General features: G+C 57.0%; 10 protein-coding genes. 8 read left to right on the forward strand and 2 right to left on the reverse strand.

Annotated elements, in window-relative coordinates; genetic code table 11:
* Positions 1 to 50: 50 nt before the first annotated feature.
* Genes ACR0MP_RS08800 through selD form a run of 7 tightly spaced genes read left to right on the forward strand, consistent with a single transcriptional unit; the run spans position 51 to position 8,137 of the window.
* Positions 51 to 2,921: a monovalent cation/H+ antiporter subunit A gene (locus ACR0MP_RS08800; protein WP_170401275.1), complete on the forward strand. Its 2,871-nt coding sequence runs from the start codon at positions 51 to 53 to the stop codon at positions 2,919 to 2,921.
* The gene (locus ACR0MP_RS08805; protein WP_170391885.1) at positions 2,921 to 3,280 is read left to right on the forward strand and encodes a Na+/H+ antiporter subunit C; all 360 of its coding nucleotides are present in this window, start codon (positions 2,921 to 2,923) and stop codon (positions 3,278 to 3,280) included. Before ACR0MP_RS08800 ends, ACR0MP_RS08805 begins: the two co-directional genes overlap by 1 nt.
* Positions 3,277 to 4,815: a monovalent cation/H+ antiporter subunit D gene (locus ACR0MP_RS08810; RefSeq protein ID WP_480886388.1), complete on the forward strand. Its 1,539-nt coding sequence runs from the start codon at positions 3,277 to 3,279 to the stop codon at positions 4,813 to 4,815. Before ACR0MP_RS08805 ends, ACR0MP_RS08810 begins: the two co-directional genes overlap by 4 nt.
* On the forward strand, positions 4,815 to 5,312 hold the full coding sequence (locus tag ACR0MP_RS08815; RefSeq protein WP_170392908.1) for a Na+/H+ antiporter subunit E: 498 nt from the start codon (positions 4,815 to 4,817) through the stop codon (positions 5,310 to 5,312). The genes ACR0MP_RS08810 and ACR0MP_RS08815 overlap by 1 nt, the downstream gene beginning before the upstream one ends.
* The gene (locus tag ACR0MP_RS08820; RefSeq protein WP_170391889.1) at positions 5,309 to 5,578 is read left to right on the forward strand and encodes a K+/H+ antiporter subunit F; all 270 of its coding nucleotides are present in this window, start codon (positions 5,309 to 5,311) and stop codon (positions 5,576 to 5,578) included. Before ACR0MP_RS08815 ends, ACR0MP_RS08820 begins: the two co-directional genes overlap by 4 nt.
* Positions 5,579 to 5,585: 7 nt before the next feature.
* Positions 5,586 to 5,972 carry a Na+/H+ antiporter subunit G gene (locus tag ACR0MP_RS08825; RefSeq protein ID WP_170401276.1) on the forward strand — a complete coding sequence of 129 codons (387 nt, stop codon included), beginning with the start codon at positions 5,586 to 5,588 and terminating at the stop codon, positions 5,970 to 5,972.
* Between the two features lie 5 nt (positions 5,973 to 5,977).
* Positions 5,978 to 8,137, forward strand: a complete 2,160-nt coding sequence (gene selD, locus ACR0MP_RS08830) for a selenide, water dikinase SelD (protein ID WP_170401278.1) — start codon at positions 5,978 to 5,980, stop codon at positions 8,135 to 8,137.
* Here the strand turns inward: selD and mnmH are convergent.
* On the reverse strand, positions 8,128 to 9,180 hold the full coding sequence (mnmH, locus tag ACR0MP_RS08835; protein WP_170401280.1) for a tRNA 2-selenouridine(34) synthase MnmH: 1,053 nt from the start codon (positions 9,178 to 9,180) through the stop codon (positions 8,128 to 8,130). The two genes, selD and mnmH, sit on opposite strands and share 10 nt — an antisense overlap.
* 151 nt (positions 9,181 to 9,331) lie before the next feature.
* Between mnmH and ACR0MP_RS08840 the strand changes: the two genes are divergently transcribed.
* Positions 9,332 to 10,984, forward strand: coding sequence for a tetratricopeptide repeat-containing sulfotransferase family protein (locus tag ACR0MP_RS08840; protein ID WP_480886391.1), 1,653 nt, complete (start codon positions 9,332 to 9,334; stop codon positions 10,982 to 10,984).
* 51 nt (positions 10,985 to 11,035) lie between these two features.
* On the opposite strand, the gene ACR0MP_RS08845 is transcribed toward ACR0MP_RS08840, so the two are convergent.
* Complete coding sequence (locus ACR0MP_RS08845) at positions 11,036 to 12,613, reverse strand: bifunctional metallophosphatase/5'-nucleotidase (protein WP_170625323.1); 1,578 nt, start codon at positions 12,611 to 12,613, stop codon at positions 11,036 to 11,038.
* Positions 12,614 to 12,670: the final 57 nt, after the last annotated feature.

Raw genomic sequence — 12,670 nt, forward strand, 5'->3', positions numbered from 1 at the left:
TTATCCCTAGTAATTCAGTCATATTGACCGCACAGACCGGAGTATCGCACTTGTCCCTATTCCTTATCGCGGCCCTTCCCTTCCTCGGAGCTGTCTTTCCGGCCCTCCTGATCCGGGCAGGACGAAACGCAGCAGCATCAGCGGCTGGGTTGACCACCTTCCTCGCGTTGATGGGATTGCTGATCCACATTCCCAGCGTCATGCGCGGTGATGTTGTGACCGCGCGGTTCGACTGGATACCCGGGCTTGGACTAAACGCGAACTTCATGCTGGACGGTCTGGGTTTTTTGTTCGCCCTGCTGATCCTGGGCATCGGTCTTCTGATCATCCTCTACGCACGATTCTACTTGTCGCGCGAGGATCCGATGGGGCAGTTCTATACCTACCTGCTGCTGTTTCAGGGCGCGATGGTGGGAATTGTTCTGTCTGACAATATCCTGCTTCTGCTAATATTCTGGGAACTTACTTCGCTCAGTTCATTCTTGCTGATCGGTTACTGGAAGCACTTGCCCGAGGGTCGTCAAGGCGCGCGTATGGCTTTGGCCGTGACCGGTTCGGGCGGGCTGGCGATGATCGCAGGGATGCTTATCCTCGGCAATATCGTGGGATCTTATGACCTGAGTGTCATTCTGCAGAACAAAGAGCTGATCCAGTCCTCGCCGTACTACCTTCCTGCGCTGATCCTGATCTTGCTTGGCTGTTTCACCAAATCGGCGCAATTCCCGTTCCATTTCTGGCTGCCGCACGCGATGGCGGCTCCGACGCCAGTGTCGGCCTATCTGCACTCGGCCACAATGGTGAAGGCAGGCCTGTTCCTGATGGCCCGGATGTGGCCGGTTCTGGCGGGTACGGATGCGTGGTTCTACATCGTCGCCACTACCGGTTTGATCACCATGCTGCTGGGTGCCGTGATTGCGCTGTTCAAGGATGACCTAAAGGCGCTGTTGGCGTTTTCGACGGTGTCCCATCTGGGTCTCGTGACGATGCTACTGGGCTTTGGCACGACGATCGCCGCTGTTGCAGCCGTCTTCCACATCATCAACCACGCGACGTTCAAGGCGGCCTTGTTCATGACCGCCGGGATCGTGGACCACGAGACCGGCACACGCGATGTCAAACGGCTGGGTGGTTTGCGGCATCTGATGCCGATCACGTTTACTATCGGCACCATCGCTGCCCTGTCGATGGCCGGTCTGCCACCGCTGAATGGCTTCCTCTCGAAAGAGATGATGCTGGAAGAGACGGTCCACACGACTTGGCTGAACTCGCCTTACTTGGTACCCGGATTGGCGCTTCTGGCTGCGCTATTTTCAGCGGCCTACTCCTTTCGCTTTGTCAGCCATGTCTTCCTTGGGCCCGAGCGGGACGATTACCCCGCGCATCCACATGACCCGCCTGTCGGTCTTTGGTTGGCGCCGGCGTTCCTTGTGGTGCTGGTCGTCCTGATCGGTCTTTATTCCGCAGCCATTGTTGGCCCGCTTGTCGCGGTTGTCTCCAGCGCGGTGATCGGGGGCGAGAAGCTGCCTTATTACTCGCTGAAACTGTGGCACGGCTTTACACCTGCGCTTTACATGTCGGTGGTCGCGACGCTGGGAGGCCTGTTCCTGCTGTCGTTGCACAAACGCGGCGACCAGATATGGAACGCCCTGCCCCGGCCCGAGGCAAAGGTGATCTTCGAGGCAATCATCGACGCGCTGACCCGTCTCAGCCGCTGGATTACGGACGAGCTGCATAATGGTGTGCTCAGCCGGTATGCGATCATCTTCGTGGCTTTTGTCGTTGGGCTTGGCTACTACGCCTACACCACCGGCACCATTGGCGTTGAAACACGCGTACCGCTTGAGGCTCAGGTCATCCCGATCATCGGCTGGATCTGTCTGGTGGGTGCGACGCTGGCGATCATGTGGTTCCACCGCAACCGTCTGCTGTCACTGGTGTTGATCGGGGTGGTTGGCCTGATCGTTTCGATGGCATTCAACTACCTTTCTGCCCCCGATCTGGCGCTGACACAGATTTCGGTCGAAGTGGTGACGATGATCCTGCTGTTGTTGTCGCTGAACTTTCTGCCGACCGACACACCCTGGGACAGCAGCGCGGCACGGCGTTGGCGTGATGCGGCAATTTCGGTGGTTGCCGGGATCGGCTCAGGCGCTTTGATCTATGCGCTGATGATGCGGGATTTTGCTTTCCCAACGATCTCGGAATTCCATCTGGCCAATTCGTACAAAGGTGGCGGTGGCACCAACGTCGTGAACGTGATCCTCGTCGACTTCCGGGGTTTTGATACCTTTGGCGAGATCATCGTGCTGGGCATCGCAGCCCTGATCATCTACGCCCTGACCGAAGCAGTGCTGAGCACCAACGTGCGCAGTTACCTGCTAAACCGTAAACCACATTGGCCGCAGTCGGGTGACTCTCACCCATTGATGATGGTGGTCGTCACCCGCGTGATGATGCCCATCGCATTAATGGTCGGGGCCTATATCTTCTTCCGAGGCCACAACCAGCCCGGCGGCGGCTTCATCGCAGGCCTCATCGTCGCGATCGCCTTCCTGATGCAGTACATGGCCAGCGGCTATACCTGGGCGATTGAACGGCAGAGATTCTATTATCACGGCACCATCGGTTGGGGCGTTCTGATCGCCGCTGCCACTGGTCTGGGTGCATGGTTCAATGAACGCCCGTTCCTGACCAGCGATTTCGGTTATATCCACTGGCCCCCGCTGGAAGAATTCGAATGGGCCACCGCGATTCTGTTCGATACCGGCGTCTTCCTTGCGGTACTGGGCGCTGTGATGCTGGCGCTCGACAGCCTGTCGCGCTTCGCGTGGCAGCCGGGAATGGCACAAGAATTCCCGATGGATATCAACCCGCTGCGGGATAGCCCTCAGGATGAAGATAACGAGAAGGAACAGGCCTGATGGAAGCGCTCGTAGCCTCTGCAGTCGGCGTGATGACCGCCGCCGGGATATTTCTGATCCTGCGCCGTCGTACATTCCCAGTCATTCTGGGCCTGTCCCTGATCACCTATGCGGTGAACGTGTTCCTATTCGCCACCGGGCGGCTGGCGCTGAACGCACCTGCCGTTCTGAACAAATATGAAGATGTCCCCTATACCGACCCGCTACCGCAGGCGCTGGTGTTGACGGCCATCGTGATCTCATTCGGGATGACGGCGGTGATCGTGATGATTTCGCTGTCCGCCTATCTGTCCTCGAAGGATGACCATATCGATATGAGCGCAAGCGATAGCGTGGACGCACCGGGAGAAGACGCATGAACCATTGGATCGTCGCGCCGATCGTCCTGCCCGCGATCCTGGCCCCGTTTATCATTATGGTGTTGCGATATCATTTGGACCTTCAACGCATCTTCTCGGTCGCCGGCGTCGTGGGATTGCTGGGTATCGCCTTGACCATTACCGCCCAGGCATCGGGTGGCGAGGTTCAGGTCTATGAGCTCGGCAACTGGCCCGCACCGTTCGGCATCGTAATGGTGTTGGACAAACTTTCGGCCATGATGGTGTTGTTGACGGCCCTGCTGGCCCTGCCGGTTGTCCTTTATGCCATCGGCTCTGGCTGGGATGAGAGAGGCAAACACTTCCATGCTCTACTCCATTTTCAGCTAATGGGTGTCTGCGGTGCTTTTCTGACCGGCGACGCCTTCAACCTCTTTGTGTTTTTCGAGGTCCTGCTGATTGCCTCTTACGGCCTCATGACGCATGCAGGTGGCGCAGTGCGGTTGAAGGCCGGTGTTCAGTACGTCGCCTATAACCTGCTCGGCTCGACCTTGTTCCTGTTTGCCTTGGGCACGATCTATGCTGTGACCGGCACGCTCAACATGGCTGATCTGGCCGTTCGCGTGGCCGATATCCCACCCGAAGACACCGCCTTGCTGCGGGTTGGAGCAGTCTTGCTATTACTGGTTTTCTGTATCAAGGCTGCAGTGTTGCCACTGCATTTCTGGCTTCCTGCAAGCTACGCAAATGCACCGCTGCCCGTTGCGGCGCTGTTCGCGATCATGACCAAAGTCGGTGCTTATTCGATCCTGCGGGTCTATACGCTGGTCTTTGGGCCCGATGTAGCCGCAACCGAAGGGCTAGTCGGTAGTTGGCTACAACCTGCAGCACTGCTGACATTGGCCGTTGGCGCTATTGGCATTCTGGGCTCGCAACATATCGCGCGAATGGTGGCCTTTTGCGCCATCGCATCGATGGGCACATTGCTGATTGCGATCTCGTTGTTTAGCGAGGCCGCGACGGCGGCAGCGCTCTACTATATCTTCCATTCGACTCTGGCGACGGCCCTGCTGTTCCTTGTCGCGGACATGGTAATGGAGCGCCGTGGCGGAACCATAGCCCCTTCGAGGCCGATGCCGCAATCCGGTCTGATCTCAGCCCTGTTCTTTGTCGGCGCCATCGCGATGGCTGGCATGCCGCCACTATCGGGCTTTGTGGGCAAGCTGCTGGTACTGGACGCCTCACGTGGCGCGCCCGATGCAAATGCGGTCTGGGCCGTGATCTTGATCGGGTCGTTCGTCACAATCGTGGGTCTGGCCCGCGCGGGAACGCTGATCTTCTGGAAAAGTCACGACGCCCAACATAATGTGACGCCTGAGCCAACCGAAGAAGCCGGCCTACCAACCGCGCCCGAGCCCTATCCGGGCCTCGCCTTTACTTCGGTGTTCGGGGCGGTTCTGGGACTTGTGCTGCTGACACTGTTTGCAGGTCCGGCGCTGCAATATGCCAGCAACACGGCCGTGCAACTGTTCGCGCCGGAAGATTACATTTCGGCCGTGCTGGGAGGGGAAGAATGATGAAGCTTCTGCACCGTATATTTCCGCATCCCCATCTGACCGCACTACTTACACTGGTGTGGGTGTTTCTGGCAAACACCGGGTCTTTGAACTCGGTGGTCTTTGGCCTGCTACTGGGCATCATCATTCCGTTTATCACTCAGCCCTATTGGCCGGATCGCCCGAAACTGCGCAATTGGCCGATGGTGGCGGAATACATGTTGGTTGTCTTATGGGATATCGTGATGGCCAATATCGCGGTGGCCCGGATCATCCTGTTCAAACGCGACGCAGACCGCCAGCCAAGCTTTGTCAGCGTCCCGCTGGAACTGCGCACGCCCGAGGCCATCACAGTTCTGGCCGGAACCATCACCATGACCCCCGGCACCGTCAGCTGCGATTTGTCCGCACAAGGGCACTACCTGCTGGTTCATTGTCTGGATGCACCGAACCCCGAAGAGGTGCGCGACCAGATCAAACAACGCTATGAGCGCCGCCTGAAGGAGATTTTCGAATGATCACCTATGCGATCTACTTTGCTTTTGCCTGCTTCGGCGCTGCGATCATGATGTGCTTGTGGCGTATCATTACTGCCGACGGTGTCGGTACCCGTGTTCTGGCCCTAGATACAATGGTGATCAACACCATCGCTCTGCTTATCCTTTACGGCTTGAGTATCGAGACCGAAATCTTCTTTGAATCCGCCATGATCATCGCCATGCTCGGCTTTGTCTCAACCGTGGCTTATGCGCGCTTTATGCTGCGTGGCAATATCATCGAATGAGCGTGGCATGACCTTTATCTTCGAACTGCTCATCGCATTCTTCCTGATCGTATCGGGCATTTTCGGCTTTGTCGGATCATTCGGCATGATCAAGCTGAAAGACCCCATGTCCCGCCTGCACGCACCCACCAAGGCAACTACGCTGGGCGTGGGCGGCGTCCTACTGGCCTCGATCGCGCATTCGGTTTTGCTTGAGGGCAAACTGTCGATGCACGAGTTGTTGATCACGCTCTTTCTGTTCCTGACGGCCCCGATCACGGCCCTGTTCATTGCCAAATGGCACATTCATCGCCATGAAAAACCCAGTGATCTACCAGACGCAGGCGAGGATGAGCTTTGGGCCACCCACGCGGTCGAACAGGTCGAGGACGTCCCGGACCACAGTACGAACTGAGACCTATGCACAAACCTCTGCTGCCCCTAACCCGCGATCTGGTTCTGATAGGCGGAGGACACACGCACGCGCTACTGCTGCGCAAATGGGGTATGAAACCACTGTCCGGCGCGCGGGTTACGGTGATAAACCCCGGTCCCACCGCACCCTATTCGGGCATGTTGCCAGGATTTGTCGCTGGTCACTATCAGCGGTGGGAGCTTGATATTGATTTGGTGCGTCTGGCCCGCTTTGCCGGTGCGCGGGTGATACTGGGCGCAGTTGAAGGTATCGACCCGGACACACGCCAAATCCATGTGCCCGGACGCCCGCCGGTGGCGTTTGATGTGGCCTCGGTCAATGTCGGGATCACCTCGGATATGCCAGCATTGCCGGGATTCGCCGAGCATGCCGTTCCGGCCAAGCCGCTCGGCCTCTTCGCCGCGCAATGGCAAAGCTATCTTTCAGGGACGGGCCGCGCCTCGGTCGCCGTGATCGGTGGTGGCGTTGCGGGAGTAGAGCTAGTCATGGCGATGGCCCATGCACTGCGTTCCAAAGGACGTGAAGCGCAGGTTACTTTGATCGACAGTGCAACGGCCCTGACAGCGACTGTCCCGAAGGCATCCGCCACCATCCGGCAGGCGATGGCGCACCTGGGGATCGAAGTTCTGGAAAACACATCAATCCAGAAGATTTCTGCGGGCGAAATCGAGCTAACGGACGGTCGCCAGATACCAGCCGATTTCATCACCGGTGCTGCAGGCGCGCGGCCCTATGAGTGGATATCCAATACCGGCCTCGCGCTGCATGACGGTTTCATCAAAGTGAACGCGTCCTTGCAATCCAGCGATCCGGCGATTTTCGCCGCGGGAGATTGCGCCCATCTGTCCGAGAACCCGCGCCCCAAGGCAGGGGTCTACGCAGTGCGCGAGGCACCAATATTGTATGACAATTTGCGCGCCGCGCTAGGGTCTGGGAATATGCGGCGTTACGTGCCGCAGAAGGATTACCTGAAACTCATCTCTCTGGGTGGAAAATCCGCACTGGCCGAGCGATTGGGAACATCATTCAGCGGGCCGCTCATGTGGCAATGGAAAAACCATATCGATCAGAAGTTCATGTACCGGTTCCGTGAACTGCCCCAAATGCCCACCACCGCATTGCCCCGTCATCACGCAGCAGGGCTGCAAGAGGCGTTGGGAGAAAAACCAATGTGCGGCGGGTGTGGTGCAAAGGTGGGTCGAGGCGCTTTGCAGGCCGCATTGCAGGAGTTGCCGCAGCTCGACAGGCCCGACATTACACCCCTGCCCGGTGACGATGCGGCGGTGCTGCTAACCGGTGGCACGCGACAGGTTATGACATCGGATCACTTACGCAGCTTCACCAACGATCCCGCCTTGATGACGCGTATCGCCGCTGTCCACGCGCTTGGTGATATCTGGGCAATGGGCGCTCGTCCGCAGGCTGCGACAGCAACGATCATCCTGCCGCGCATGTCAGCTGAGTTGCAGCAGCGCACAATGGCTGAGATCATGCATATTGCCAGCGACGTCATGCACCAAGCCGGGGCTGAGATCGTCGGCGGCCATAGCTCAATGGGTGACGAAATGACCATCGGGTTCACTCTGACCGGGCTCTGTGATGCTGAACCGATCACGCTGGGTGGCGCAAAACCTAATGACGCTTTGATCCTGACAAAGCCGTTGGGCAGCGGTGTTTTGATGGCGGCCGAAATGGCGGGCAAGGCGGAAGGCGCCTGGGTCGTGGCAGCTTTCGCGCAAATGATACAGCCGCAGGGTGAGGCGTCCCGCATCCTGAAAAATGCCCATGCGATGACGGATGTCACCGGTTTTGGTCTGGCGGGTCATTTGCATGGGATATGTGAAGCGTCAGGCTGCGGGGCAACGCTGTCTTTGGACGCGGTTCCAGCTCTGGAAGGTGCGGCAGAGCTCAGTGATCAGGGCATTCGATCTACAATCTACACCGACAACCGTGCCATCGCCCCAGGCCTTCCGACCGGCGGCAAGGCGGATTTGTTATTCGATCCTCAGACTGCGGGAGGTCTCTTGGCGGCCGTCGATGCCAACGAAGCCGAGCAAGTATGCTCGGGACTACGCGCCGCCGGTTACCCTGCCGCCTTGATTGGACACATCGACGCGGCACCAGGCCTGCGTGTTCAAAGCTGATCCAGAACATTCTTGATCCGAGCCACCGTCGCCGACAGCCCGGTATCATCAAGTGACGGTGCCTCAATCTGCGCGATCACTTCGGCACGCTGCGCCTTACGCGATTTGGCATAGGCCGGGTCGTAATGCTGTTCCATCAATGCCTGTGTCAGTCCACGCTTGTCGCCGGCATTGATCAATTCCAGCCAACCATCCACAACCTCATGACCGCGATGAATGCGCAGTGGAGACAATCGATCACGTAGCCGTTCGCTATCCGACAGAATGTCATCGTAGGCAGACACCAGATACGCGGTGCGCGCAGCAATCGGAGCTGTGATCTGGATGCGAGGTGCAGAACACAAGGCCGACCACAGGCTGGGCGGGAGCATCAGGTTTCCGATCTTGGATGATTCTGCTTCAACAACCACCGGACGCGCTGCATCCAGCTCGCCCAAGGAAGCGGCAAGCGCGGATTCAAAGGCTTTCTGACTGGGTTGCCCACCCGGCATTTCGCCCAACAATGAGCCTCGGTGATTGGCCAGCCCTTCAAGGTCCAGCACTTGCGCGCCTTGCGCCTTTAGATGGCCCAACAGGTCTGTCTTGGCCGTCCCGGTATAACCATCCAGCGCGACCAATCGATATGGCAACACTTCATCATAGAGGAACTGCTTTACCAGTCGGCGATAGCTGCGATAGCCGCCTTCAACCACCTCGGCGCGCCAGCCGATTTGTTGCAACATCCAGGTAAATGATCCTGATCGCTGCCCGCCACGCCAGCAATAGACCAGCGGTTTCCAGTCGCCCTCATGATGGCTCAGGTGATCCTCGATATGGCCTGCCGCGTTTCGAAACACCAGCGCAGCACCCAGCTTGCGGGCCAGAAACGGGCTTTGCTGGACGTAGATAGTACCGACCCGTGCCCGTTCTTCATTGTTCAGAACCGGCAGATTGATAGCGCCCGGCATATGGTCTTCGGCGAACTCAGCCGGGCTACGCACGTCGATAATCGTATCAAACGTGTGGTTGTAGAATTGCTGCAGGCTGGAGACTTTCAAAACCATATCAACGGTCTATCCCGCATGGTGCCGGAAGAAAACCCAAGCCGCTGTTGAAGGTACCAGACCATAATACGGAACAGCCATTGCAAACCATCTTCGCTTGGGTAATGAACCATCGATACTGGTTTCTTATTGACATGGGACGTGCGCACAAATGGCACAGCAGACCGCAAATTCCCTCAAGAGCAAAGCATTGGCCGATCTGGAGACAGGGAAGTTGCCGCAGGCCTTGAAAAAAGCGCAGCTTGGCATCAAGAAACACCCCAAGGATGCCGATTACCAAGCAATCGCAGGCTTTGTCCTGACCGAGATGAAGCGGTACAAGCAATCCATTCCACACTTCGCTGAAGCATCGCGAATGAAACCGGACGATGCTCAATTTGTCGAAAACCTCGCCAACGCGTTAATGCAGACAGGTCAAATTCCGCGTGCGCTGTCTTATGCCGAGCAGAAACTTGAACGCTTCCCGAATAACAAAGAACTGGTCCGCGTGATTGATGAAATTCAACTCAAGGGACAGAATTGGCGCCTGATCATCGACCATACGACGAAAAAACTGGAAAAAGACCCTGACAATGCAGATTTGCTTTGGTTGCGGGCCCGCGCCTACGGAGAGGTCGGATTCTCCGATCACAGCTCTCAGGACATTGCCCGCGCTTATGGGATCGCACCTGAAAATGAAAAAATCGCATTGTCAAAAGCCGTAGACTTGTATCAATCGGGCGACAAAGAGGGCTCAAAAACCATTTTGCGCGCTGTACTCGAGAGAAACAAGTTTTGCGCGGCGGCACTCTACCAAATGTCTCTAATGGTGGACAATGACCATGCCGAGAGCCTTGCGCGTGCTGTCGACACCGCAATTTCAGAAAGTGATCACGCCAACTCGGTGCTTGAATTCGCAAAGGCGCACTTGATCTCCAAACGTGATGGGCTGTTTTCGGCGCTCCCCCACTTTGCGCGGGCCAATGCCATTCAACACAACGTGAATCCCTATGACAGTACGCAAGAAGAGAAACGGTTCAAAGAAATCAGCGCGTTTTTTCCCCTGAATGTACCCCCTGCGACAGCAGGCGTAAGCGATGGGCCCAAGCCGATATTCGTGGTCGGACAGCCACGATCAGGCACAACACTGATGGAAATGATGCTTAGTTCGGCACCGGATATCGCCGGCTGCGGAGAGCTGACGATTGCAGGTGAATTATCCCAGAAGGTCAGAGAGAGCGGCAAACCATTTGACGCAGACGCAGCTGCTGAATGTGCAGCAGAGTTTCGCAGGCTGATGCCACCCTTACCCGAAAGTTCGACCGCATTCGTTGACAAGATGCCACATAACTATCAGCGGCTCGGCTTCATATTGTCAGCGTTCCCGAATGCCCGCGCGATCAACATGTTGCGCGATCCAAGGGATGTGGGGCTATCAAAATGGATCAGGCGTTTTCATTCACCGGGTATGCGCTATGCATCCAATCTTGAATCGATTGCCCACTCGGCCAACCTGTACCGGTGCTATCTATCTCATTGGGAAAAGCTGTTCGGTGATCGTATTCTGACGGTTCGATATGAGGACCTGGTAGTCGACCCCAAAACCTGTATCCAGCAAGTCGCCGCCTTCTGCGGTATCGACTGGGATGAGCGGATGATGACCCCTGAGAAAAATACTAGGAAAGTCCGCACCGCCAGCACCGATCAGGTGCGCAAGAAAATCTCAACCGGGTCAATTGGTGGCTGGCAAGAGGTTGCGGATCAAATTCAGCCGATGTTGGATGGGCTGGATCAGGTGTTGTGGCCCGAATACAGGTTCGATTGACCAAAAAAAGGCCGCCCCGAGAGACGGCCTTTTTTTGCTTCTCCGGTCACATCACTTCTGTTTGATGCGCCCGTCCAGATAAGGCTGATACGGGGCGTTCTCGGCTAGATATTCCGCCGTAACATCCGCCAGATCAGGCCCGAAATCATAGGCGTTCTTGTCATCACCCGAGAACACAGAATAACCATCGCCGCCATTGCGGACATAGTTGTTTGTCACCACCAGATATGTCGCAGCTGGATCAATAGCTTCGAAACCGCCATCCTTGGCGACCATGACCTCAACAATCCGGCCCTCATTCGGGGCAACCGATGGATCCCAGGTAAATGTCATTCCTGCCACCTGAGGGAAGCGGCCTTTGACCTCTTCAACTTGGCTCACCCCATTTTCAAGCGCATCGATCACACCCTGACCGCTGATCTCGAAGGTCGAGAGCGTGTTCTGGAACGGCAGAACTGTCAGCACCTCACCCATGGTCACCTCACCCGGATCGATCGAGGCGCGCAGCCCACCCGAGTTCGCAATCGCAATCTGGGCGCCCTGATCGGCAACCCGCGCCAGCATGGCATCCGCAACAAGATTGCCCATCTCACATTCCTGCACGCGACAAACGGACCGGTCGCCTTCAATCGAAGCTGACGCTTCCGCGACAACCTTGTTGCGAATTTCATCCAGCGGAACGGCCAGCTCGGCGATGCGGTCCAGCGCGGCCTGATCCTCGGTCACCGCATTGTCCATGATCAGCGGCTCACCCTCTGCGGATACAACATTTCCGTCATCATCGAATGTCACATTCAATTCACCCAGAAACTTGCCATAGGCATAGGCCTGAACGATCTGCACCCCGTTTACGACGGTAGGGTACGGTCCGGCGGCCTTGTCGGATGTGTTCGAAAGATATGTGTTCGAATGCCCACCCACGATCACGTCAACGCCCGTGGTCTCCTGCGCCACGCGCTGATCGACGCCATAGCCTGAGTGGCTGAGAACGATGATCTTGTTCACACCTTCGCCGGTCAGCTTGTCGACCTCAGCCTGAACGGCAGGAACTGGATCAGAGAAGGTGATGTTTGGACCAGGTGACGCGATATCGTGCGTGTCTTCCGGCGTCAGTCCGATCAGACCGATCTTTTCGCCGCCCACTTCGATCACAGCCGATTTCTTGATCTTGTCGGTCAGCAGTTCCTCATCCGCATAATCGGCGTTGGACATCAGCACCGGGAAATCGACCGAGTCGATGAAGCCGCGCAGCACCTCAGGGCCATCGTCGAATTCATGGTTGCCCACAGTCATGGCGTCATAGCCCAGCTTGTTCATGAACTCAGCCGCAACCTTACCCTTGTAGTAGGTATAGAACAGCGAGCCCTGGAACTGGTCGCCCCCATCAACGAGGATCGAGTTATCGGCCCGTCCGCGGGCCTCTTCGACTGCCGTCACAAGGCGCGCCGATCCACCAAAGCACTTGCCTTCGGCATTGTCTTCGTCGCCACAGGCGCTGTCGTACTTGTTGATCGGCTCAAAGCGCGAGTGGAAATCGTTTGTATGCAGAATCGTAAGCTTGTATTCGGCAGCCGCCATACCGGCGCTGAGTGCCAATACCGCAGCCGAAGCCAGAAAACGGGTGAACATCGTGAAACTCCCTATGATTGTTTTGCGCGATGGTGCGCGTTGCGTGGCGAAGAGTCA

This window comes from Ruegeria sp. K3, assembly GCF_056531845.1.